Here is a 24,960-nt window from a genome sequence, read left to right as displayed (position 1 = left end):
TCTCCAATGGAGGCGGGCCGTTTTTTCATGGGCGTCAGTCCGGGTTGGCATCAGGCTGGTTGAGAAAGATCAGCACGCCCAAAATCGCCATATAGAACCTGAACGCAGCGTCCTGGCCGTTCCAGATTTCTGATTGCCACATCAGGAACCATTCGCCGCCGACCACCATGAAACCAAAGAACCAGACGAAGAAACCCACCGTCAGGCCGGCAACGGCCCAGCGCTTGGCGCGGGCGAAAACCGCGGCCTCGGCCTGGCGTGCCAGCCACAGTTCCAGTGCGCCGTAGCCCAGCAACCCTGCCGTCATCGCTTCGCCGAGGATAATCAGCCAATAGGCCCCGTGCCACATCCACGGTTGATCGATGGCCCGATACCGGGCGGCATTGTCGGGAAAGGTGGTATCCATGCTAAGTACGTGATGGACGAAATTGAAGTTGGAGCTGTAGTCCGTGACGTTATTGAACACGGTCAGGAAGGCGAATGCGGCGAGCGCCAGGGTCATTGCGATTTTTGCGTAACGTGTCGTCATGCCGTGCGTCCTTTGCTTTTTTGCGACCAAGGCACGTTATCACGCCCACCACAGCCCAGAAATCGGTGACCTTGCAAGAAGCGGCTGATTCATACGTAGGACGGTTGCGGTTGGTCGCGATACCTCAAATGTCTATCGGAAAATGCATCACGTTTTGCAGCTTTTAGCTTCTTGGATGTAGGGCAAATCTGTTTTTTCTGACCTCCCATGCACTCCCCCTATCGCTCGTGCAGAATCGCCCGCCTCCATTTCGCAGAGGCACATCGGATGTTCCCGCCTGCCAACTCATCGCGTTTCACGCTGACGCTCGACAGCGGGCCGAATGAACTCAAGGTGCTTGAGTTCAAAGGCAAGGAAGCCATCAGCCAGCCCTATCGCTTCGACCTGGAACTGGTCAGCGAACGGTCCGACCTGGCACTGGAAGAGCTTCTGCATCGCCAGGCATTCCTGGGGTTCGACGACTGGGGCGGCGGCATACACGGCCAGGTCTATAGCGTGGCCCAGGGGGATTCGGGCAAGCGCCTGACCCTTTACCAGGTCAGCCTGGTGCCCCGCCTGGCCTACCTGCGTCATCGCATCAACCAGCGTATTTTCCAGCACCTGAGCGTGCCCGATATCGTCGCCCGGGTGTTGAAGGAACACGGGATCCTGGCGGATGCCTGCCAGTTCGCGCTTGGCGGGCAATACCCCGAGCGTGAATATTGTGTGCAGTATGGCGAAAGCGACCTGGCCTTCATCGAGCGGATTTGCGCCGAAGTCGGTATCCACTATCACTTCAGGCACAGCCCTGACGGCCATCTGCTGGTGTTCGGTGACGACCAGACGGTGTTTCCCCGCCTGCCCGAATCGACACTGTACCTGCCAGACAGCGGCATGGCCGCCGACGAGCCGGCCATCAAGCGCCTGGCGGTGCGGCTCCAGACCCGTACCACTGCCGTGACGTTGCGCGATTACGACTTCCGCAAGCCCGGTTTGTTACTGCAAACCCACCTCGACAATCGGCAGAGCCCGATGCTCGAGGACTATCACTATCCCGGCGGATTCTGCGCCCGTGACGACGGCAAGCATCTGACCCGGCGCGCCCTTGAGCGCCATGGCGCCGACCACCGCGTGGCGGAGGGCGGCAGTGATGAACGCGCCTTCGTCAGCGGACATTTCATGCGGATCAAGGAACATCCCCGAGAGCCGTGGAATGATCTCTGGCTCCTGACGCATATCGGTCATCATGGCCGTCAACCGCAGGTGCTGGAAGAAACAGCCAGCGCTGGCCCGGATGAATTCCAGGGCTACAAAAATACCTTTCTTGCCACGCCATGGGACGTGTTCTTTCGGCCACCTTTGCATCACGAAAAGCCCCGTGCCCATGGTTATCAGTCGGCGGTGGTGACCGGGCCGGTCGACAGCGAGATCCATTGCGATGAATTCGGACGGGTCAAGGTGCAACTGGTCTGGGATCGCGACGGTCAACGCGACGAGCACTCCAGTTGCTGGCTGCGAGTGGCCTCCGGTTGGGCTCACGATCACTATGGCGCAGTGATGATTCCCCGGGTCGGTATGGAAGTCCTGGTGGGGTTCATCGATGGTGACGTGGACAAGCCATTGGTGGTGGGGTGTCTGCCCAATGGCGCCAACCCGGTGCCGCTGGACCTGCCGGCAGACAAGACTCGCAGCCTGTTGCGCAGCCAGAGCAGCCCGGGCGGGGGAGGCTACAACGAATTGCGCATCGAGGATCGCAAGGGCGCCGAAGAGATCTACCTGCGGGCCCAGCGCAACTGGACCCAGCATGTGCTGCATGACCAGCGAGTGCAGGTCGATCACGAGCGCAGCATCGTTGTCGCCGGTACGGCACGGCACGAGCTCAAGGCCGATGAGCAGCGCCTGACCCACGGTCGGCGCCGGGCAGAAGTGCGGCAGGACGACCATCTGCTGGTGAGCGGCGAGCGGCATATTCGTGTCACCAGCCAGGTCCTGAACGCCAGCCAGCAGTTTCATGTCAGCGCCGGCCAGCAAGTGGTATTGGAAGCGGGTGCCAGTCTGACCCTCCAGGCCGGCGGCCACTGGATCAACATCGGCGCCGGTGGGATTTACAGCAGCGTGCCGATCGAACTTGGAGGGGCGCGGATGACGGCCATGAGTGCGGCATCGGGCTCTGCGGGCAGTGCCGAGAAGCTGGTCGCTGCAGAGGCACTTGCTCTTTCCGTTGCACAACGCCTCAGTTTCCAAAGCTCGGCACCGTTCTGTGAGGAGTGTGAGCGTTGCAGGAATGGCGCCTGTGCAGCGCCGCCGGTCGTTCACAAACCTGTCGATGTCCGGGGGCGTGCATGAACAGCGATCAATCTCCCCGCGCCTGGCTTGAGGAACACCCCTTACAGGCCTCCGAGCAACTTTTCGCCATTTTCAGCAATGCCAGTAGCGCCGGGGCGTTGTCGGCCTGGCGGCGTTCGATGAGCTCGGCAGCCAGCCCGATCTGGGCCGACACGCCCTACGCCGAGTGGGAAGCGGTCATGCCCTATGTAGGGCTGGTCAGCGCAGACAGTGGGTTTCTTGATTGGGTAGCCGCCAGCGACTCCCTCGATTGGGGGTGGCTGGCGGTTTCGTGTGTGAGCCAGGAAACCCTCGCCGAACACTTGCGAGGGCTCACGCAGGTGCTGTTGCCCGGTGGCAAGCCGGTCTTCCTGCGTTTTTGGGATGGGCGCTTTGTGCGGCCGATCCTGCAATCGACGGCGGTGGAGGCCGGGCAACTCTTGCCGGTCATCAAGCGCTGCCTGATCAATGGGCAATCCCTTGAGGTCGTGGGAAATGCCCAGCGGCCGGCCCAGGCTTTTCCCTGGTGGCAAGTGCCCGTCGCACTATTGGACGCAATGGCCGAGGGCCCAACGGACTGTCTGTTGGATAACTTGCTCGCTTGGCTGGGCGAGGAGCATCCGTATGTGTCCGAGCGGGTCGATCGCAGCATCTTGCGCTGCAAGATTGCCCACTTTCTTGAGCGATCGGAGCCGGTTGAGGTGCAAAAGGTGCCATTGCAGGTGTATTTGCTGCGAGAGCTGGGCTGATGGTGGCCTGTCCGCCGGGCTGCGAACCCCTGACGTCCGACGCGCTTCGAGGTAAACTCGTCGCCCTTCGCAGGAGCCGCCATGAATTATCGCCACGCCTTCCACGCCGGCAATCACGCCGACGTGTTCAAACACCTGACCTTGACCCGCCTCATCGCGCTGATGTCGCGCAAGGAGCAGCCCTTCGCCTATCTCGATACCCACGCGGGCATCGGGCTGTACGACCTGCAGGGTGACCAGGCCAACCGTACCGGTGAGTACCTGGAAGGCATTGCGCGGTTGTGGGGCGAGAGCGATCTGCCGCCGTTGACCGCCGATTACATGAAGGTGCTGCACGAAATGAACCCGGACGGCCAGTTGCGCTACTACCCGGGCTCGCCGGAGCTGGCGCGGCGCCTGACCCGCTCCCAGGACCGTGTGCTGCTCAATGAGAAACACCCTGAAGACGGCGTGTTGCTCAAGGACAACATGAAAGGCGACCGTCGCGTGGCGGTGCACCTGGGTGAGGGCTGGCATGTGCCGCGGGCACTGCTGCCGGTGGCAGAGAAGCGTGCCCTGATGCTGATCGACCCGCCCTTCGAGCAGCTTGACGAGATGCAGCGCTGCGCCGCCTCCCTCAAGGAGGCCATTGGCCGGATGCGCCAGACGGTGGCCGCGATCTGGTATCCGGTAAAGGACCAGCGGATGTTGCGCCGCTTCTACCAGGACCTGGCCGGCACGGGCGCGCCGAAGCTGTTGCGGGTGGAACTGCTGGTGCATCCACTGGCGACGCCCAACAGCCTGAACGGCTCCGGCCTGGCGATTGCCAACCCGCCGTGGGGGCTGGAGGAGGAGTTGCGTGAGCTGCTGCCATGGCTGTCGAAAAAGCTGGGGCAGACCCAGGGCGGGTGGCAGATGGATTGGTTGATCGCTGAGAGCTGAGTTTTGCTGGCGCCTGGAAGGGCGCTATCGCGAGCAGGCTCGCTCCCACCGGAGGTGCGGAGTGTTCACGGAACTGCAACTGCCACAGGTCCCTGTGGGAGCCAAGCTTGCTCGCGATGACGGTGGTTCAGCTGCATTGATGTTGAATGTGCCGCCGCATCGCGGGCAAGCCTTGCTCCCACAAGCTCAGCTCCCACACTGGATCTGGGGCCCGACAGTCAGATCGGGCAGGTCACGCCCGTACCGCCAATCCCGCAATAGCCTTCAGGATTCTTCGCCAGGTACTGCTGGTGGTAGGCCTCTGCGAAGTAGAGCGTCGGCGCTTCTTCGATTTCGGTCGTGATGGTGCCTTTGCCGGCCTTGGTCAACTCGGCCTGGAACACTTGCTCGCTGTGTTTGGCCGCCGCCAGTTGAGCGGGGTTGGTGGCATAGATCACTGAACGGTACTGGGTGCCGATGTCATTCCCCTGGCGCATGCCCTGGGTCGGGTTGTGCAGTTCCCAGAACATTTTCAAAAGCTGCTCGTAGCTGACTTTTGCCGGCTCATAGACCACCAGTACCACTTCACTGTGGCCGGTCAGACCCGAACAGACTTCTTCATACGTCGGGTTCGGCGTGAAGCCGCCGGCGTAACCCACCGCCGTACTGACCACGCCTTCGCGCTGCCAGAACTTGCGCTCTGCGCCCCAGAAGCAGCCGAGGCCGAAGATCGCGAAATCCACGTCCATGGCAAACGGGCCCAGCAGCGGCGCGTCGAGGACGAAGTGTTTTTCCGGCACGCTCATCGGGGTTTCACGGCCAGGCAGGGCTTGTTCTTTAGTAGGGAGCACGTTTTTGTTCACCAGGATTTCCGAGCGCAAGACCATCATCAGTCCTCTCAGTCAGATTGAGTTGAGCGAAATAGACAGTCAGTGTGCCTCAGAAAAGCCGCCGCAAGCTATACGCGGCTGTCAGACCAGAGGCCCGCGCGGGTAGCGCTTGAGCTTTTCGACCAGCTCGGCGCCGGGGATCGGTCGGTCAAACAGGTAGCCCTGGCCGACGTCGCAACGGTGACGCCGCAGGAACGCCAGTTGCTGGGCGGTTTCGATGCCTTCGGCCACGACCTTGAGTTTCAGGTTGTGGGCCATGGCAATCACCGCCGAGGTGATTTCCATGTCGTCCTGGTTGTCCGGGATCTCATGGATGAAGCTGCGATCGATCTTGATGATGTCGATCGGGAATTTTTTCAGGTAACTGAGGGATGAATAACCGGTGCCGAAGTCGTCCATGGCCAGGGTCAGTCCAAGGCGCTTGAGCTGGTCGAGCTGCAAATGGGTGTCTTCGGTGGCTTCCAGCAACAGGCCTTCGGTCAGCTCCAGTTCCAGCAACCGGGCCGGCAGTTGTTCCTCCTTGAGGATACTGGCGATGGAGGCGACCAGGTCCGGGTCGGAAAACTGCTTGGGCGACAGGTTGATCGCCACTTGCAGGTTGCCCAGGCCGGCCGCGGTCAGCTGTTTGCTCATCCGGCAAGCCTGGCGGGCAATCCATTTGCCGATGGGGATGATCAGGCCGGTTTCTTCGGCCACGCTGATGAATTGGTCCGGGCGGATCATGCCCTTTTCCGGATGATTCCAGCGCAGCAACGCCTCCATGCCCAGCAGACGGCCGCTGCGCAGGCACAACTTGGGTTGGTAGAACACGTCCAGTTCGTTCTGGGTCAAGGCGCGACGCAGGTTGTTTTCCACGAACAGCTTGTAACTGGCCTCGGCATTCAGCGCCTCGGTGAACACCTGGACCTGGTGCTTGCCGTTGGCCTTGGCCTTGTGCAGGGCGAGGCCGGCGTTGCGCATCAGGGTCTGTGGATCGCGGCCATGCAGCGGGGCGCAGGCCAGGCCCACGGAGCCGGTCACGCTGATCAGTTGGTTATCGACGAACATGGGTTTGTCGAGGGTCATCAGCAATTGGCTGGCGATCTGCTGCCCGGCTTCCAGGCCAGTATCATCCAGCAGCACAGCGAACTCGTTACTGGCGAAGCGCGCCAGGCTGCCGCTGGGGCTCAAGCTGTTGCGCAGGCGCCGGGCCAGGCTGATCAGCAGTTTGTCACCAGTCTGGTGGCCGAGGCTGTCGTTGATGCGCTTGAAGTTATCGATGTCCACCAGCAGCAGGCTGATGGGCGAATCACTGTCCCGGGCGAAGCGTTCATCGAGGTTGCGAATGAACGCCGGGCGGTTGCCCAGATTGGTCAGGTTGTCGGTGTAGGCCAGGCGCTCGATGCGCTGCTGGGCCAGCTTGGTCTGGGTGATGTCTTCGTAGATGCCGATGTAATGGGTCAGCTCGCGGTTATCGCCGTAGACCTTGGAAATCGACAACTGGCCCCAGTAGGGCTCCAGGTTCTTGCGCCGACTCTTGAACTCACCCTGCCAACTGTTGCTTTGGGCCAGTGCCGATGGCGCGTCGAACAGCAGTTCGCTGAGGTTCTCCAGGGCTGGCAGTTCCGAGAGGCGTTGGCCGTGGACTTCCTCGGTGGTGTACTGGGTGATCGCGGTGAAGCTCGGGTTGACGTACTCCACCACACCGTCGCAATTGACCAGCAGGAACGCGTTGGCACTCTGCTCCACGGCGCGCTGGAACAAGTGCAGGGCGCTGGTGGCAGTGCGGCGGTTGTGGTTGTTGATGACTTGGGCGAACTGGTCCGCCAGCTCGCCGGCAAAGGCGATTTCATCCGACTGCCAGGCGCGGGTGACGCCCACTTGCTCCAGGCACAGCACGCCCACCACCTGGCCGTCGATACGCACGCTGGCGTCGAGAACGGCATTGACGTCACGGGCGCGCAGGCTTTCGGCCATTTCCCGAGTGCGCGGGTCGCGCATCGCATTGTGGGCGTCAATGGCGCGGCAGGTCTGCAGCGCCTCCATGTAGTCGGGAAACTCGCTGGCGTCGATCACCGCCGGCAGGAAGTATTCCTGGGCAGCGCGGTTGTAGGCGGAAATCGGCACCAGTTTGCCGTCGTCCAGATTCCAGAGGCTGGCGCAGTCGATCTGGTAGATGTTGCAGGCGCTGCGGGTGATGAGTTCGGCCGCTTCGAGCAGGGAGTTGTTGGCACTGTAGCGTTGGCGGGTCAGTAGCAGGATCAGGTCCTGTTGGGCGCGTACCCGGTCCAGGTGCTGGAGCTGCTCTTGTTGGGCGCGCTGGTTCAGTTCCAGGGCGATCTGCAGGCGTGAATTCTGGGTTTCCAGGTCCAGGGCTGGCATGGAGGGTTCGCCTTGCAGCAAATTGTCCACCTCCAGCAGGTAACCGCGCAGCAGATGACGATTGTGTTGCTTATAGGCTTCACCCGTCTCCAGCACGTTCATCGGGCCCTTGGCGGTGTGGAGCGTGTAGCGAATCTGGTAATGCGTGGCCTGGGCCAATTGTTGCTGGATGGCGTCGTGCAACTGATAGCGTGCTTCTGGCTCCATCAAGCTGGCGTAGGGCGCACTGACCAGCGAGCACAGCTCTACCGCCGGCAGGCCGAAGTATCGCTCGCAGTTGGGATCGAGGAACAACAGCGCCCAGCTTGCTTCATTCAGCCGTTCGAAACGCAGCATACCGAGCCGCGAGGGCACCGGTAACTGCGTCACTACCTCGGCCGCCATACGGCTGGCGGCATCGGGTTGGCTTTTCATGGGGAAACTCGCTTCGAAAATGCTGATCGCGCCGGGCTGACGCCCTCGTTATTACGGATTGGCGCAAGGTTGCATCATTGCGGCACTGGCTGACAAGAGAGATGAAGGCCAAGTGCTATAAACCTTTTATCGGCCGACGAGGGGATTTCTCCAGTCGCCGATCGATCAGAGGGCATGGGCGGTCATCGCAGCGGGATATCGACCGTCTGCAAGGGCTTGCCGTCCCGGTCGTGGAAGGTGACTTGAAGGCTCTGCGCCGTGACATGCAGGTGGGCGAAGTTGTCCTGACTCACCACTTTGCTGGTCAGTTCATAGCGGTACTCACCACTTTGGGTGCGGGCCATCGGCCTGTGGAAAATAAAATCCGAGGCTTTTGCAAAAGGCAGCAATTTGCTGTTGTAGAACGGCGAGGAAACCACGGTGTTGACCTCGAAATCAGGATCCTCGCTGTGACGCAGGCGGCTGGTCATGGAGCCGTGGACATCGCCCGAGATGAAAACCACGTTTTTGATCCGATGGTGGCGTATGGTTTCCAGCAGGCGCAGGCGTTGCTCCGGGAAGGCCTGCCAGGCGTCGCCGTCATTGTGCTTGCTGTCAGGGAAGAACATGACGCTGGTCACGACGAGTTTGACCCGGGCGGTGCTGTTGATAAGCCATTGGAGCAGGGACTGTTCCTGTTCCTCGTCGAGAATGCGCCGATCGTCCGCCGACAGGTTGCGTTGCGTCCGGCTGTCGGTGACGAACCAATGGATATCGCCGTGGGTGAAGGTGTACCAGTAGCGCATTAACGACTTGTTTAATGTTCCGTCGCTCGACAGTTCATGGGCGGGCCCGTGGCTGGCCTGATAAAGCCCATAAGCGCCCATGGCATTGGCGTATAGAACATCGTCGTTTCCGGTTTTCCTGGCGGGCCAGTTGTCTTCGATCTCATGGTCGTCAAGGATCATGTAGGTAGGGGTGCCAGACATCAGTTTCCGGATATGCGGCTGGGTAAATACCGACCGGTATCTGAAAAGGATGTTCTGATAGGTTCGGTCCGGTCCGATGACATTCAGGTCATCCAGGTAAACCTGATCGCCGGTCATCAATACTGCGCTGATCGGTGGGTCGGCCTGCGCCACGATGCGGTTGATGCCGGCAAAGGTGCGGTCCCCAAGCCCCGGTAGCAACGGGGTGCCGGCGGCGATTCGCAAGTAGCGGCAAGAGCCCACGATATAAGCGCATGGCGCATCGGTTTTGCTGGCCGGGGTGCGTAAGCAGTAGGTGTTCCTGGGCCATTGCAGCGGCAGTGCCTGGACGGTTTCCACGGTATGGGTCGGGCCCAGGGGGCTGAACCAGCCGGCCTGGTATTCGTAGGCGGTGTCGGGTTGAAGGCCTTTCAACACGATGACATCGGACATGTCGCGGTAGGCCTTCAGGTGGACAAAGTCCCCTTTCGACCAGTGTGTATCGCCTTGGCACCGGTGGCGAATGCCGGCGAATACCCGGTTGTTGCCGCGATCGCCGCGCAGGAATATCCGGGCGTGATCCGTTGTCGTGTGGCCGACAATGGGGCCAACGGTAGGTTTGAACATATTCGAATCCATTCGACGTTTCAGTAGTGGGGGCAAACATCAAGTTGCCTTGGCGGTCTTGATGCTAAAGCCCGGCGCGCCATAAATATCGATAGGGAAGGGGGCGCAGGTTGTGGGTAATGACTAACAGGGGGTGTAGTCATTTAAAACTTGTGTGGTAGGAAAGTTGCCGCGTCGCCTGACCTTCCGCCATCGCGAGCAAGCTCGCTCCCACAGGAACACCACAAGTCCATTGTGGGGGCGAGCTTGCTCGCGATGAGGCCGGCACATCCAACATCCAGGCTGTCTGGCTTGAATTCCAGGCAAAAAAAAGCCCCGCCAAACGGGCGGGGTTGAGGTACGAGCGTGGCGCTCGGAAAACAGTGCGCCGAATGACCCTCCGCAAGGGAGGGCCGCCCGGTGTTACAGCAGGATGGTGCGGATGTCGCCCAGCAGGTCGCTCAAGCGCTTGGTGAAGCGTGCAGCGGCGGCGCCGTTGATCACACGGTGATCGTAGGACAGCGACAGTGGCAACATCAGCTTCGGCTGGAAGGCTTTACCGTCCCAGACAGGCTGGATGGTGGCCTTGGAAACACCCAGGATCGCCACTTCCGGCGCGTTGACGATCGGCGTGAAGCCGGTACCGCCAATGTGGCCGAGGCTGGAAATGGTGAAGCAGGCGCCTTGCATGTCGTCGGCGGTGAGCTTCTTGTTCCGGGCTTTTTCGGCCAGGGCAGCGGCTTCGGCAGCCAGTTGCAGCAGGCTCTTCTGGTCGACGTTGCGGATGACCGGCACCAGCAGGCCTTCCGGGGTGTCGACGGCAAAGCCGATGTGCACGTATTTCTTGCGGATCACAGCCTTGCCGCTTGGGGCCAGGGAGGCGTTGAAGTCCGGCAGTTCCTTGAGCAGGTGTGCACAAGCCTTGAGCAGCAGAGGCAGTACGGTCAGCTTCACGCCGGCCTTTTCCGCCACGGCTTTCTGCGCGACGCGGAAAGCTTCCAGCTCGGTGATGTCGGCCTGGTCGAACTGAGTCACGTGCGGAATGTTCAGCCAGCTGCGGTGCAGGCTCGACGCGCCGATCTGCATCAGGCGAGTCATGGCCACTTCTTCGGTTTCGCCGAAGCGACTGAAGTCCACCGCCGGGATTGGCGGAATGCCCGCGCCGCCAGTGGCGCCTTCGGCCGGTGCGTTCTTGGCCTTCTGCATCATGGCCTTGACGTAGGCTTGCACGTCTTCTTTGAGCACGCGACCGTGAGGGCCGCTTGGGCCGACGGCGGACAGCTCGACACCGAATTCACGGGCCAGCTGACGCACCGCAGGGCCGGCGTGCACCTTGGCACCGCTTGGCGCAGGCGCGGCGACCGGGGCTGGGGCAGCCTCGGCCTTGGCGGCAGGCGCGGCAGGCGCGGCTGCCGGGGCCGGAGCGGCTTCAGTTTTGGCGGCAGGCGCAGCGGCTTGGGCGGGCGCGGCAGGTGCGGCGGCACCGGCTACTTTCAGCTTGAGGATGAAATCGCCTGTGCCCACTTCATCTTCCAGCTTGACCGCGATGCTTTCCACCACGCCGGCAGCCGGCGATGGGATCTCCATGCTGGCCTTGTCGGATTCCAGGGTGATCAGCGACTGGTCGGCTTCGACGGTGTCGCCCACCTTGACCAGCACTTCGATGATCTTGGCCTTGCCCGACGAACCGATGTCCGGGACATGAATGTCCTGGACCGTGGCAGCGGCAGGCGCAGCAGCCGGAGCGGGAGCTGCCGCAGCAGCCGGTGCAGCGGCAGGCTTTTCAGCCGCCGCCGGGGCAGCAGCAGGGGCCGCCGCTTCAGGCGCCGCAGCGGCGCCTTCGACTTCCAGCTCCAGCAGTTCGTCGCCTTCTTTCAGGCGGTCGCCCAGCTTCACTTTCAAGCTCTTGATGACACCGGCCTTCGGCGCAGGCACTTCCATGCTGGCCTTGTCCGATTCAAGCGTCAGGATGCTCTGGTCGGCTTCGATACGGTCGCCGACCTTCACAAACAGTTCAATTACTTCACCTTCACCGCTGCCGATGTCAGGTACGCGAATGAGTTCGCTCACGAAAATTCTCCTCAGCAGTCCAGTGGGTTGCGTTTTTCTGGATCGATGCCGAACTTGACGATGGCCTCGGCCACCACCTTGGGTTCGATATCGCCACGGTCAGCCAGGGCTTCCAGGGCTGCCAACACAACGAACTTACGGTCGACTTCGAAGAAGTGACGCAGTTTCTTGCGGCTGTCGCTACGGCCGAAACCGTCGGTGCCCAGCACTTTGAATTCCTTGGAAGGAACCCACTGGCGGATCTGCTCGGCGAACAGCTTCATGTAGTCGGTAGAGGCGATGACCGGACCTTTGCGGCCGTTCAGGCATTCTTCGACGTAGCTCAGCTTTGGCTTCTGGCCAGGGTGCAGGCGGTTGCTGCGTTCTACGGCCAAGCCGTCGCGACGCAGTTCGTTGAAGCTGGTGACACTCCAGACGTCGGCGCCGACGTTGAATTCTTCACGCAGGATCTTCGCTGCCTCACGCACTTCGCGCAGGATGGTGCCGGAGCCCATCAACTGGACGTGGTGCGCCGCTTCGCGGGTGTCTTCTTCGAGCAGGTACATGCCCTTGATGATGCCTTCCTCGGCGCCGGCCGGCATGGCTGGCTGCTGGTAGGACTCGTTCATCACGGTGATGTAGTAGAAGACGTCCTGTTGCTCTTCGGTCATCTTCTTCATGCCGTCCTGGATGATCACCGCCAGCTCGTAGCCGTAGGTTGGATCAAAGGTGCGGCAGTTCGGGATGGTGGCAGCCAGAATGTGGCTGTGACCGTCTTCGTGTTGCAGGCCTTCGCCGTTCAGTGTGGTCCGGCCAGCGGTGCCGCCGATCAGGAAGCCACGGGTGCGGCTGTCGCCAGCGGCCCAGGCCAGGTCGCCGATACGCTGGAAGCCGAACATCGAGTAGAAGATGTAGAACGGCAGCATCGGCTGGTTGTGGCTGGAGTACGAAGTGCCGGCAGCGATGAAGGAGCTCATGGCGCCTGCTTCGTTGATGCCTTCTTCGAGGATCTGGCCTTTCTTGTCTTCCTTGTAGAACATCACCTGGTCTTTATCGACTGGCTCGTAGAGCTGGCCGACGGAGGAGTAGATGCCCAACTGACGGAACATGCCTTCCATACCGAAGGTACGGGCTTCGTCCGGAATGATCGGGACGATGCGTGGACCGATTTCCTTGTCCTTGACCAGTTGCGCGAGGATCCGCACGAAGGCCATGGTGGTGGAGATTTCACGGTCGCCCGAGCCGTCGAGGATAGCCTTGAGGGTATCCAGCGATGGGGTCGGCACGCTGAAGCTTTGCGCGCGGCGCTGCGGCACGAAACCGCCCAGTGCAGTGCGGCGCTCGCTCAGGTAGCGGGCTTCGGCGCTGTTTGGCTCTGGCTTGAAGAACGGCAGGTTCTCCAGTTCGTCGTCTTTGACCGGAATGTCGAAACGATCACGGAACAACTTCAAGCTGTCGACATCGACTTTCTTGGTGTTGTGCGCAGTGTTCTTCGCTTCGCCGGCACCGGTGCCATAACCCTTGATGGTCTTGGCCAGGATGACGGTGGGTTGTTCTTTGTGGTTGACCGCTTCGTGGTACGCCGCGTAGACCTTGTACGGGTCGTGGCCGCCACGGTTGAGTTTCCAGATCTCGTCGTCGGACAGGTCTGCAACCATTGCCTTGAGTTCAGGCGTGTTGAAGAAGTGTTCACGCACGAACGCGCCGTCTTTGGCCTTGTAGTTCTGGTACTCGCCGTCGATGACTTCGTCCATGCGACGTTGCAGGATACCGTCGACGTCCTTGGCCAGCAGTGGGTCCCAGAAACGGCCCCAGATGACTTTGGTCACGTTCCACTGGGCACCGCGGAATACGCCTTCGAGCTCCTGGATGATCTTGCCGTTGCCGCGAACCGGGCCGTCGAGGCGCTGCAGGTTGCAGTTGATGACGAAGATCAGGTTGTCGAGCTTCTCGCGGCCGGCCAGGGAGATCGCACCGAGGGATTCCGGCTCGTCGCACTCGCCATCGCCCAGGAAGCACCAGACTTTCTGCTTGCCTTCCGGGATGAAGCCACGGGCTTCCAGGTACTTCATGAAACGTGCCTGGTAGATCGCCTGGATCGGGCCCAGGCCCATGGATACAGTCGGGAACTGCCAGAAGTCGGGCATCAGCCAAGGGTGCGGGTAGGACGACAGGCCCTGACCGTCCACTTCCTGGCGGAAGTTGTTCATCTGCTCTTCGGTGATGCGGCCTTCCATGAACGCACGGGCGTAGACACCCGGGGAGGTGTGGCCCTGGAAGTAGATCAGGTCACCGCCGTGTTCGTCGGTCGGGGCCTGGAAGAAGTAGTTGAAGCCGATGTCGTACAGGGTTGCGCTGGAGGCGAAGCTGGAGATGTGACCGCCCAGGTCAGAATCTTTCAGGTTCGTACGCATCACCATGGCCATCGCGTTCCAGCGTACCAACGAGCGAATGCGGCGTTCCATGAACAGGTCGCCAGGCATGCGTGCTTCGTGGGTGACGGGGATTGTGTTGCGGTACGGCGTGGTGATGGCGTAAGGCAATTGCGAACCGCTGCGGGTTGCGAGTTCGCCCATACGGGTCATCAGATAGTGAGCACGGTCTTCGCCTTCTTTGTCGAGAACCGATTCCAGGGCGTCCAGCCATTCCTGGGTTTCGACGGGATCGAGGTCTTGCATGGCTTGCTCCAGGGCGGAAAGGCTACCAGAATCGGTTGCCTGAGTTTGCGACTGGCCTTGTGGGCAGACGATATAAATTCTTGGATTGCCGAAGGTTGTTTCGGCGGCGTGTAGTTTTACTACAAATCGTCGGCCGTTTCAGCCTTTCGAATGTATAGACGAGTAGTAAAACTACACATGAGCGGCTTCTGGCCCCTCGTTTCGTTGTGAGAATAATCGTTACTGTTGGTCTTTAGCCAACTCGTACAGGTAAAAACTTGATGCCGGCTGCCAATAAAATCAGATTTTCAGCTATTTATCATCTTTGTTCGACAGTCGATCAGGTAGTGTCTTTTGAAAAAACACTACATCCAGCCTCTCCCGCGCCGATCAAGGATAGACCATGAGCCTGCCCTCGCTTGCCCCAATACCGGAAACGGTACCGGCGATTCTCCAGTCATTGGTCAGTCGTGCCGAGCAGTCGTTCCGTGCGGTGGTCGCCTTGTTCGACGACGACCACGGGCTGTCGGCCTGGACCCCGCAGCGTTGGGAGGCGTTCAACCGTATTGCCGCCGCCAGCGACTTTGTCATCGAACAGAGCGTCCGTGACCCGGTGATGCTGCTGGAGCTGGTGCGCAGCGGCGAACTGGACCGCAGCCTGGCGCCCGGTGAAATGTGCGCGCAGATCGGGGCCGCCGTGCAGGCCGCCGAGACTGAAGAAGAACTGGGCCGCGTCCTGCGCCGCCAGCGCACCCGCCAGCAGGTACGGATCATCTGGCGCGACCTGACCCGCCAGGCCGACCTGGTCCAGACCTGCCGCGACCTCTCGGACATGGCCGACACCTGCATCGACCAGGCCTATCAATGGTTGTACCAGCGCCTCAGCCAGCAATTCGGCGTACCCACCGGACGACGCAGCGGCGAGCCGCAGCAGATGGTCATCCTGGGCATGGGCAAGCTGGGCGCCGTGGAGCTGAACCTGTCGTCGGACATCGACTTGATCTTCGCCTACCCCGAGGGTGGCGAAACCGTGGGCGTCAAGCGACCGCTGGATAACCAGGAATTTTTCATCCGCGTCGGCCAGCGCCTGATCAAGGCCCTGGACCCGATGACCGTCGACGGCTTCGTGTTCCGCGTCGATATGCGCCTGCGTCCCTACGGCTCGGCCGGTGCGCTGGTGCTGAGCTTCAATGCCCTGGAGCAGTATTACCAGGACCAGGGCCGCGACTGGGAGCGCTACGCCATGATCAAGGCGCGCGTAGTGGCGGGTGACCAAGTGGCCGGTGCGCAGTTGCTCGACATGCTGCGCCCGTTCGTCTATCGCCGTTACCTGGATTTTTCCGCCATCGAAGCGCTGCGCACGATGAAGCAACTGATCCAGCAGGAGGTGCGGCGCAAGGGCATGGCCGACAACATCAAGCTGGGCTCGGGCGGCATTCGCGAGGTGGAGTTCATTGCCCAGGCGTTCCAGCTGATCCATGGCGGTCGCGACTTGAGCTTGCAGCAGCGCCCGCTGCTTAAAGTGCTGGGCACCCTGGAGGGTCAGGGGTACCTGCCGGGCAAGGTGATCGATGAGCTGCGCCAGGGCTATGAGTTCCTGCGTTATACCGAACATGCGATCCAGGCCATCGCCGACCGCCAGACCCAGATGCTCCCGGATAGCCCGCAGGATCAGGCGCGCATTGCGTTCATGCTGGGTTTTGCCGACTGGTCGGCCTTTCATGAGCGATTGATGTATTGGCGCGGGCGTGTGGCCTGGCATTTCGGCCAGGTCATCGCCGACCCGGATGAAGAAGAGGGCGGCGAAAGCGAAGTGGTGGTGGGCGGCGAATGGTTGCCGTTGTGGGAAGACAGCCAGGATGAAGAGGCGGCGTGTCGGCAGTTGGAAGAGGGCGGCTTCGTCGATGCGCCCAAAGCCCTCAAGGCCTTGGCCGCCCTGCGCGGTAGCCCGCAACTGCGCGCCATGCAGCGCCTGGGACGCGAGCGTCTGGATGCCTTCATTCCACGCCTGCTGGCCCAGGCCGTGGAACATGCCGATCCAGACCTGGTGCTGGAGCGGGTGCTGCCCTTGGTCGAGGCGGTAGCCCGCCGTTCGGCCTACCTGGTGCTGTTGACGGAAAACCCCGGCGCCCTGCGTCGTTTGCTGACGTTGTGCGCGGCGAGCCCGTGGATTGCTGAGCAAATCACCCGTTTCCCCTTGCTGCTCGATGAGTTGCTCAACGAGGGCCGGCTGTTCAAGCCGCCCTTGGCGCCGGAGTTGGCGGCGGAGTTGCGTGAGCGCCTGACGCGCATCCCCGAGGATGACCTGGAACAACAAATGGAGGCGCTGCGGCATTTCAAGCTGGCGCACCGCCTGCGGGTGGCCGCTTCGGAAATCGCCGGCAGCCTGCCGCTGATGAAAGTCAGCGATTACCTGACCTGGCTGGCCGAGGCGATTCTCGAACAGGTGCTGGCCCTGGCCTGGCGCCAGACGACCGCCAAGCACGGCGTGCCATTGCGCACCGATGGCAGCCTGTGTGATCCGGGCTTCATTATTGTCGGTTATGGGAAAGTCGGCGGCCTGGAGTTGGGGCATGGTTCCGACCTGGACCTGGTGTTCATTCATGATGGCGACCCGCAGGCGGAAACCGACGGCCCGAAACCCATCGATGGTGCACAGTTCTTCACCCGGCTCGGCCAGCGGATCATTCACCTGCTGACTGCCCAGACCAACTCCGGGCAGTTGTATGAAGTGGATATGCGCCTGCGCCCGTCCGGGGCGTCGGGGTTGCTGGTCAGTTCACTCGGGGCGTTTGCCCGTTACCAGGAGAACGAAGCCTGGACCTGGGAGCATCAGGCGCTGGTGCGGGCCCGTGTGCTGGTGGGTAGCCAGGACGTGGGCCAGGCGTTCGAGAAAGTCCGCGCCCAGGTGCTGGGACGCAAGCGGGACTTGCCGACGCTGCGCCAGGAAGTCAGCGAGATGCGCGCCAAGATGCGCGACAACCTTGGCAGCAAGGCCACCGCCGCCGGGACCGCACCGAATGCCTTCGAGGCCTCGGCGCCCTTCGACCTCAAGCAGGATGCCGGAGGTATCGTCGATATTGAATTTATGGTGCAATACGCGGCCTTGGCGTGGTCCGAGGAACACCCGTCGCTGGTGCGCTACACCGATAACATCCGCATCCTGGACGGGTTGCAGGAGGTCGGGCTGATGCCGGCCGAGGACGCCACGCTGTTGCGCGAAGCCTACAAGGCCTACCGCTCCGCCGCTCACCGCCAGGCCTTGCAGAAAGATGCCGGGGTGATCGCAGGTGATCAGTTCGTGGACGAGCGCCAGCAGGTACTGCGGATCTGGCGGGAGTTGGGCCTGAGCTGAAGATTTAAATGTGGGAGCGAGCTGTGTGGGAGCAAGGCTTGCCCGCGATGAAAACGCCGCGGTCTCTTGAGGACCGCAGCGCCTGGATCGCGAGCAAGCTTTGCTCCCACACAGCTCGCTCCCACCGTTGATGGGTGGGGTGTTGTAGATTAGGGCAACAGGCAGCGACCTAAGCCACAGTGATTCTCGAGGCGGGGAGGCGTAGGCCTCCCCGTATCGTTTTTGGAAAGCTCATGAATATTCTGATCGTTGGGCCCAGTTGGGTCGGTGACATGGTGATGGCGCAGACACTGTTCCAGTGCCTGAAACAGCGTCATCCGCAGTGCGAAATCGACGTCCTGGCCCCCGAGTGGAGTCGGCCGATCCTTGAGCGCATGCCCGAGGTACGCAAGGCCTTGAGCTTCCCGCTCGGCCACGGCGTGCTGGAGCTGGCGACCCGTCGGCGCATCGGCAAATCCCTGGCCGGTCAGTACGATCAGGCGATCCTGTTGCCCAATTCGTTGAAGTCGGCGCTGGTGCCGTTTTTCGCCGGCATCCCCAAGCGCACCGGCTGGCGTGGCGAGTTTCGCTACGGCCTGCTCAACGATGTGCGTGCCCTGGATAAAGACCGCTACCCGTTGATGATCGAGCGCTTCATGGCCCTGGCCTACGAGCCTGGGACCGAGTTGCTCAAACCCTATCCACGGCCGAGCCTGCAGATCGATCCGGTGACCCGTGAAGCGGCGCTGGCCAAGTTCGGCCTGAGCCTGGATCGTCCGGTGCTGGCCCTGTGTCCGGGGGCCGAGTTCGGCGAATCCAAGCGCTGGCCGGCGGAGCATTACGCCCAGGTTGCCGAGGCGAAGATTCGCGAAGGCTGGCAAGTCTGGCTGTTCGGCTCGAAAAAAGATCACCCGGTGGGTGAAGACATCCGCTCGCGGTTGATCCCGGGGCTTCGGGAAGAGTCGGTGAACCTCAGTGGCGACACTTCCCTGGCCGAGGCCATCGACCTGCTGTCCTGCGCCGACTCGGTGGTCTCCAATGACTCGGGCCTGATGCACGTGGCCGCAGCCCTGAACCGCCCGTTGGTGGCGGTCTACGGTTCCACCTCGCCGGGCTTCACGCCACCGCTGGCCGACAAGGTCGAAGTCGTGCGCCTGGGCATCGAGTGCAGTCCGTGCTTCGACCGCACCTGTCGCTTCGGTCATTACAATTGCCTGCGCCAGCTCATGCCGTCGTCGGTGAACGAGGCCCTTGAGCGTCTGCAGGGCACACCCGTGGAGGTCCGGTAACTTGCGGGTATTGCTGATCAAGACCTCTTCGCTGGGGGATGTGGTCCACACCCTGCCGGCGCTGACCGATGCGGCGCGGGCGATTCCGGGCATCAAGTTCGATTGGGTGGTGGAAGAGGGTTTCGCCGAAATCCCTACCTGGCACCCGGCTGTGGGCAAGGTTATTCCGGTAGCGATCCGTCGCTGGCGCAAGAACCTCTGGCAAACCATCAAGAGTGGCGAATGGCGACGCTTCAAGCAGGGCGTGCGCGCCGCAAAGTACGACCTGGTGATCGACGCCCAGGGGCTGTTGAAAAGCGCCTGGCTGACCCGTTACGTCAAGGCCCCGGTGGCCGGTCTGGATAAGAATTCGGCCCGTGAGCCCCTGGCGGCGCGCTTTTATTCCCGGCGCCTGGCGGTGGCTCGCGGTCAGCATGCGGTCGAGCGCGTGCGCCAGTTGTTCGCCCTGGCGCTGGGCTATGATTTGCCGCAGACCCAGGGCAGCTATGGCCTCGACATCGACCGATTGGTGGAATTACCACGCCCTTACCCCTACGTGGTGTTCCTGCACGGCACGACCTGGGAGTCCAAGCATTGGCCCGAACTTTACTGGCGCCAGCTCACCGAGCGCATGGGGCAGTTCGGCGTGGTCGTCAAACTGCCGTGGGGCAACCCGGCCGAGAAGGCTCGGGCCGAACGCATCGCCAGCGGGCTGCGCAATGCTTTGGTGCTGCCGAAGCTGAACCTCGGCGGCATGGGCAAGGTGCTCGCCGGGGCCCAGGCCTGCGTGGCCGTGGACACCGGCCTCGGTCATCTGGCCGCGGCCCTGGACGTGCCGACGATTTCTCTGCTCGGCCCCACTAATCCGGTGCTGACCGGCGCCTACGGCAAGGGCCAGATTCACCTCGCCAGTGATTTTCCTTGTGCGCCATGCATGCAGAAACACTGCACTTACCCGCCGACCGCCGAAGATGCCCGGCGGTTTGACCTGAAACGCGAGCAGCCCCTGTGCTTCACGCGTCTGAACCCCGAGCGTGTTGCCAGCCACCTGAGCACGTTATTGGCTGAGGAGCCGCGCTGATGCAATTGGCTTTTGTCCTTTATAAGTACTTCCCCTTCGGTGGCCTGCAGCGTGACTTCATGCGCATCGCCCTGGAGTGCCAGCGACGCGGTCACCAGATCCGTGTCTACACGCTGATCTGGGAAGGTGATGTGCCGCCCGGCTTCGAAGTGCTGGTGGCGCCGGTCAAGGCGCTGTTCAATCATCGCCGCAACGAAAAGCTCAGCGCGTGGATGGAGGCCGACCTGGCCAAGCGCCCGGTGGACCGTTTGATCGGCTTCAACAAAATGCCCGGCCTGGACGTGTACTACGCCGCCGACGGCTGCTTCGAAGACAAGGCGCAGAACCTGCGCAATTCGCTGTACCGGCGCTGGGGCCGCTACCGGCATTTCGCCGAGTACGAGCGGGCAGTGTTCGCCAAGGACGCCAAGACCGATGTGCTGATGATCTCCGAAGTCCAGCAGCCACTGTTCATCAAGCATTACGGCACGCCGCTGGAGCGCTTTCACCTGCTGCCGCCAGGCATCGCCCAGGACCGCCGTCGGCCCGCCGACGCCGACGAGATCCGGGCGGCGTTCCGGGCCGAATTCGAGCTGGCCGATGACGACCTGCTGCTGGTGCAGATCGGCTCCGGGTTCAAGACCAAGGGCGTGGATCGCAGTCTCAAGGCCCTGGCCGCGCTGCCAACCGAATTGCGAAAACGCACCCGGTTGTTTGTAATCGGCCAGGACGACCCCAAGGTATTCCAACTGCAGAGCGCCGCACTGGGGCTCGGTGATAATGTGCGGTTCCTCAAGGGCCGCAGCGACATCCCCCGTTTCCTGCTGGGCGCCGACCTGTTGATCCATCCGGCGTACAACGAGAACACCGGCACCGTACTGCTCGAAGCGCTGGTGGCCGGGTTGCCGGTACTGGTCAGCGCGGTGTGTGGGTACGCCCATTACATCGCCGAGGCCGACAGTGGCCTGGTGCTGGACGAGCCGTTCGAACAAGCACAGCTCACCGAATACCTGGGGCGCATGTTGAACGATGCCGATGCCCGGGCGACCTGGAGCCGCAACGGTCTGGCCTTCGCCGAGACGGCCGACCTCTACAGCATGCCGCAGCACGCGGCCGATGTGATATTGGCGGAGCACGCACAATGAAGTTGATGCTGGCCGAACCGTTCAAGAGCCTTTGGGCCGGGCGCGATGCGTTCGCCGAGGTCGAGGCGCTCAAGGGCGAGGTCTATCGCGAACTGGAAGCCCGGCGCACCTTGCGCACGGAGGTGGACGGTCGCGGTTTTTTTGTGAAGATCCACCGCGGCATTGGTTGGGGCGAGATCTTCAAGAACCTGCTGACCGCCAAGCTGCCGGTACTGGGCGCGGGTCAGGAGTGGAAGGCAATCCAGCGTTTGCAGGAAGTCGGGGTGCCGACCATGACCGCCGTTGCGTATGGCGAGAAAGGCAGCAATCCGGCCGACCAGCATTCGTTCATCGTCACCGAAGAGCTGGCGCCGACCGTCAGCCTCGAAGACTTCAGCATCGATTGGGTCAAGCAGCCGCCGCAACCGACACTCAAGCGTGCCCTGATCGCCGAAGTGGCGCGTATGACCGGCATGATGCACCGCGCCGGGGTCAATCATCGTGACTGCTACATCTGCCACTTCCTGCTGCACACCGACAAGCCGGTAACGCCTGGGGATTTCAAGCTTTCGGTGATCGACCTGCACCGCGCCCAGACCCGCCCAGCCATCACCACTCGCTGGCGCAACAAGGACCTGGCGGCGCTGTATTTCTCGGCGCTGGACATTGGCCTGACCCAGCGCGACAAGCTGCGTTTCCTCAAGGGCTATTTCCAGCAGCCGCTGCGGCGGATCCTCGCCGAAGAGGCGTCGCTGCTGGCCTGGCTCGAAGGCAAGGCCAACAAGCTGTATGCCCGCAAGCAGCGATACGGGGACGCACTCTGATGTCGGGTTGGAATCTGGAACCGGCCTACGCCGAGCTGGCGGAGGATTTTGGCAGCCTCGAGGCGGTGTTCGCGTTGCAAGGGGAGCGCTTGACCCGTGATCCGTTGTCAGAGGTGATCCGGGTGCAGCGCAACGGCGTGAATTACTACGTCAAGCGCTACGTCGGGGCCGGCAAAGGCTTGCGGCGCTACCTGGGCAAGCCGCGGGTCAAGTCCGAATGGCAGAACCTCAAGCGCTTCACCAAATGGGGCATCCCCACCGCCGAAGTCGTGGGCTGGGGCCTGGAGCGAAACGGCGCGACCTATGCCCGTGGCGCGATGATCACCCGCGAACTGCCGCACACCGAAGACCTCTCGGCCCTGGCCGAGCGTCGCGATCCGAGGCTGGCCGACCGTGCCTGGGTCGATAGCGTGAGTCGGCAACTGGCCGGCTACACGCGGACCATGCACGACCACCGGTTCACCCATAACGACCTGAAGTGGCGAAACCTGTTGATCGACGACCGCTCGCGACTGTTTCTGATCGACTGTCCGAACGGGGACTTCTGGCGCGGTTTCTGGCTCAAGTACCGCATTACCAAGGATCTGGCGTGCCTGGATAAAGTTGCCAAATACCATTTGTCGGCCACGCAACGCCTGCGTTTTTACCTGCAGTACCGCCAGTGCGACCGGCTTGATGCGTGCGACAAGAAGCGCATCCGTCACGTGGTGAGATTTTTCGAGGGGCGTGAATGACTGATTTTCTGGCCGCTGAAGACCGGGCGTTGTTGCAACGTCATGGCCTGGACAGCTTCGAGGCCTTGTGGGCTCGGCAACTGGACGCGGTGGACGAACCCAATACCTCGGGCGACGGCTGGAGCAGCGTATTCCGGCTGGAGCTGGAAGGGCAGGGTTATTACCTCAAGCGCCAGAGCAATTACCTGACCCGAACCTGGTCCCATCCCTTCGGCGAGCCGAGTTTTTCCCGAGAGTTTCGCAACATCAGCCGTTATCGGCAGTTGGGGATTCCGGCCCTGCAAGCGGTGTTCTATGGTCAGCGCAAGGTGGACAGGGAAGTGCGAGCGATCCTGCTGACCCGTGCCCTGGACGGCTGGGACGACCTGGACTCACTCTTGCAGCGCTGGCCGAGCCTGACGGCGGCGCAGCGCACTACCATCCTTGATGCCTGTGGTCAGTTGGCGCGGCGCCTGCACGGCATGCATCAGGTGCACGGTTGCTTCTATCCAAAACACATCTTTCTGCAAGCCACTGCCGACGGCTATCAGGCGCAATTGATCGACCTGGAAAAGACCCGGCCGCTCTTGTTTGGCCAGCGTGATCGGGTCAAGGATTTGGAGCCTTTGCTGCGTCGCGCCTCGGTCTGGAGTGATGCCGATGTACGCCAGTTGCTGTCCAGTTATCTGGACCAGCCGCTCGACAGTGGGCTGGTCGACCGCTGGATGACCCGCCTGACCGCCCGGCGCACCCACAAGGAAGCCCGTTGATGCATTTGTCCGAATTGAAGAATGCCGGCCGCAGCCCCAGCCTGCCCCTGAGTCTGGAACTGGCCGATGCCGCCGGCCCGGCGAAGTTGCAGCTGCTTTCGCTGTTGCGGGTGTTGCCGGGGCAGCGTTATGTCGGCGCCGGTGTCTGGCGTGGTCGGCCGGTGCTGGCCAAATTGTTGGTGGGCAGCAAGGCCGCACGGCATTTTCAGCGGGAATTGCAAGGCGTGCGCTTGCTGGCTGAGCAAGGGTTGACCACGCCGCTGTTGCTGGCCGATGGCCTGAAAGAGGGAGAAGGCGGCTGGTTGTTGTTCGAATTGCTCGAAGGCGCCGAGAGCCTGGGCGATGCCTGGAAACAGGTCGAAAGCTTGCCCTTGCTGGCCGACGAACAGACGGCGGTGCTGGCCGAAGCCCTCGGCGCCATCGCGCAACTGCATGGCAAAGGCCTGTGGCAGGAAGACCTGCACCTGGACAATCTGCTACGCCACGATGGCAAGCTCTACTTGATCGACGGTGCCGGCATTCGCGCCGAAACCCCGGGGCAACCGTTGTCGCGGCAGAAGGTCCTGGAGAACCTGGGGGTGTTTTTCGCCCAGCTTCCCAAAGCCCTCCAGCCGTTCAATGAAGAGTTGTTGGTGCATTACCTGCTGGGCAACGCCGAACACGCGCTGCCCATGGAGGCGCTGCAAAAACAGATCGACAAGGTGCAGGCCTGGCGTCTGAAGGATTTCCTCGCGAAAGTCGGGCGTGAGTGCAGTCTGTTCAGCGTGCAGCGCGGGCCGTTCGGGCTGCGGGCGATCCGTCGTGATGAAGAAGCCGCCATGACGCCGGTGCTGGAGCAGGCCGATGCGTTGCTCGACCAGGGCCACCTGTACAAGACCGGCGGCGCGGCCAGTGTCGGCAAAGTCGAAGTGAATGGTCGCACCTTGGTGATCAAGCGCTACAACATCAAGAGCTTCGCCCATTGGCTCAAGCGCTTCTGGCGCCCGAGCCGCGCCTGGCACTCCTGGCGCGAAGGCCATCGCCTGGCCTTCCTCGGCATCGCCACGCCCAAGCCCTTGGCCTTGCTGGAAAAGCGTTTCCTGTGGCTGCGCCGCGGCGCTTACCTGGTCACCGAACACCTGGCGGGGCCGGACATCATCGAGCGCTTCGGCCCTTACGTGCAAAACGGTGATGCCCCCGAGGCTGAGTTGCTGGCACTGGATCAGCTGTTCGCCGACCTGATTCGCGAGCGCATCAGCCACGGCGACTTCAAGGGCCACAACCTGTTCTGGCAGCACGACCGCTGGGCGCTGATCGACCTCGACTCGATGTGCCAACACCGCACCCATGCCGGCTTCGCTCAGGCCTACGCCCGGGATCGCGCGCGGTTCATGCGCAATTGGCCGCAGGGCAGTGCGCTGTATCGGGTGATTGATGAGCGGGTGCCCAGGGTAGCTGAGGTATCGGCCTGAGATCGTTCCC

At 62.0% G+C, this 24,960-nt stretch carries 17 protein-coding genes; 11 read left to right on the top strand and 6 right to left on the bottom strand.

The features are described 5' to 3' along the window. Positions 1-34: 34 nt before the first annotated feature. Positions 35-529, bottom strand: coding sequence for a DUF2165 family protein (locus Q7F16_RS19640; protein WP_409556683.1), 495 nt, complete (start codon positions 527-529; stop codon positions 35-37). A gap of 267 nt (positions 530-796) precedes the next feature. Here Q7F16_RS19640 and Q7F16_RS19635 point away from each other — a divergent pair, with 267 nt between their 5' ends. From Q7F16_RS19635 to Q7F16_RS19625, 3 genes are all read left to right on the top strand, one after another. Next, positions 797-2,854: a type VI secretion system Vgr family protein gene (locus Q7F16_RS19635; RefSeq protein WP_409556684.1), complete on the top strand. Its 2,058-nt coding sequence runs from the start codon at positions 797-799 to the stop codon at positions 2,852-2,854. Beyond that, the gene (locus Q7F16_RS19630) at positions 2,851-3,582 is read left to right on the top strand and encodes a DUF4123 domain-containing protein (protein ID WP_409556685.1); all 732 of its coding nucleotides are present in this window, start codon (positions 2,851-2,853) and stop codon (positions 3,580-3,582) included. The genes Q7F16_RS19635 and Q7F16_RS19630 overlap by 4 nt, the downstream gene beginning before the upstream one ends. Positions 3,583-3,663: 81 nt before the next feature. Next, entirely contained in the window at positions 3,664-4,503 is an 840-nt protein-coding gene (locus Q7F16_RS19625) for a 23S rRNA (adenine(2030)-N(6))-methyltransferase RlmJ (protein WP_003197086.1), read from the top strand. 218 nt (positions 4,504-4,721) lie between these two features. On the opposite strand, the gene msrA is transcribed toward Q7F16_RS19625, so the two are convergent. The 5 genes from msrA to aceE form a co-directional block, all read right to left on the bottom strand. Continuing rightward, the gene (msrA, locus tag Q7F16_RS19620; RefSeq protein ID WP_046065711.1) at positions 4,722-5,369 is read right to left on the bottom strand and encodes a peptide-methionine (S)-S-oxide reductase MsrA; all 648 of its coding nucleotides are present in this window, start codon (positions 5,367-5,369) and stop codon (positions 4,722-4,724) included. 84 nt (positions 5,370-5,453) lie between these two features. Further along, a complete protein-coding gene (locus tag Q7F16_RS19615) occupies positions 5,454-8,147 on the bottom strand; it encodes a putative bifunctional diguanylate cyclase/phosphodiesterase (protein WP_409556686.1) in 2,694 nt (897 codons plus the stop codon). 182 nt (positions 8,148-8,329) lie between these two features. After that, positions 8,330-9,721, bottom strand: coding sequence for an alkaline phosphatase D family protein (locus tag Q7F16_RS19610; RefSeq protein WP_409556687.1), 1,392 nt, complete (start codon positions 9,719-9,721; stop codon positions 8,330-8,332). A 402-nt stretch (positions 9,722-10,123) separates the two neighbouring features. Further along, a complete protein-coding gene (aceF, locus tag Q7F16_RS19605) occupies positions 10,124-11,770 on the bottom strand; it encodes a dihydrolipoyllysine-residue acetyltransferase (protein WP_079301607.1) in 1,647 nt (548 codons plus the stop codon). 11 nt (positions 11,771-11,781) lie between these two features. Then, entirely contained in the window at positions 11,782-14,427 is a 2,646-nt protein-coding gene (aceE, locus tag Q7F16_RS19600; RefSeq protein WP_014336242.1) for a pyruvate dehydrogenase (acetyl-transferring), homodimeric type, read from the bottom strand. A 382-nt stretch (positions 14,428-14,809) separates the two neighbouring features. On the opposite strand from aceE, the gene glnE reads away from it, so the two are divergent. From glnE to Q7F16_RS19560, 8 genes are all read left to right on the top strand, one after another. Further along, a complete protein-coding gene (gene glnE, locus Q7F16_RS19595; protein ID WP_409556688.1) occupies positions 14,810-17,761 on the top strand; it encodes a bifunctional [glutamate--ammonia ligase]-adenylyl-L-tyrosine phosphorylase/[glutamate--ammonia-ligase] adenylyltransferase in 2,952 nt (983 codons plus the stop codon). A 233-nt stretch (positions 17,762-17,994) separates the two neighbouring features. Then, entirely contained in the window at positions 17,995-19,029 is a 1,035-nt protein-coding gene (gene waaF / locus Q7F16_RS19590) for a lipopolysaccharide heptosyltransferase II (protein WP_409556689.1), read from the top strand. Between the two features lies 1 nt (position 19,030). Beyond that, positions 19,031-20,089 (top strand): lipopolysaccharide heptosyltransferase I, encoded by a 1,059-nt coding sequence (gene waaC / locus Q7F16_RS19585; RefSeq protein WP_409556690.1) that lies wholly within the window; start codon positions 19,031-19,033, stop codon positions 20,087-20,089. Next, complete coding sequence (locus tag Q7F16_RS19580; RefSeq protein WP_409556691.1) at positions 20,089-21,213, top strand: glycosyltransferase family 4 protein; 1,125 nt, start codon at positions 20,089-20,091, stop codon at positions 21,211-21,213. Before waaC ends, Q7F16_RS19580 begins: the two co-directional genes overlap by 1 nt. After that, a complete protein-coding gene (gene rfaP, locus Q7F16_RS19575) occupies positions 21,210-22,016 on the top strand; it encodes a lipopolysaccharide core heptose(I) kinase RfaP (protein WP_409556692.1) in 807 nt (268 codons plus the stop codon). Before Q7F16_RS19580 ends, rfaP begins: the two co-directional genes overlap by 4 nt. After that, positions 22,016-22,750 carry a lipopolysaccharide kinase InaA family protein gene (locus Q7F16_RS19570; RefSeq protein ID WP_046065693.1) on the top strand — a complete coding sequence of 245 codons (735 nt, stop codon included), beginning with the start codon at positions 22,016-22,018 and terminating at the stop codon, positions 22,748-22,750. Before rfaP ends, Q7F16_RS19570 begins: the two co-directional genes overlap by 1 nt. After that, entirely contained in the window at positions 22,747-23,499 is a 753-nt protein-coding gene (locus Q7F16_RS19565; RefSeq protein ID WP_046065692.1) for a lipopolysaccharide kinase InaA family protein, read from the top strand. The genes Q7F16_RS19570 and Q7F16_RS19565 overlap by 4 nt, the downstream gene beginning before the upstream one ends. Then, on the top strand, positions 23,499-24,950 hold the full coding sequence (locus Q7F16_RS19560; protein WP_409556693.1) for a lipopolysaccharide kinase InaA family protein: 1,452 nt from the start codon (positions 23,499-23,501) through the stop codon (positions 24,948-24,950). The genes Q7F16_RS19565 and Q7F16_RS19560 overlap by 1 nt, the downstream gene beginning before the upstream one ends. Positions 24,951-24,960 lie beyond the last annotated feature (10 nt).

This window comes from Pseudomonas sp. Lb2C2, assembly GCF_052112205.1.
Lineage (GTDB): Bacteria > Pseudomonadota > Gammaproteobacteria > Pseudomonadales > Pseudomonadaceae > Aquipseudomonas > Aquipseudomonas kilonensis.
This window is presented reverse-complemented; position numbering and strand designations above follow the sequence as displayed.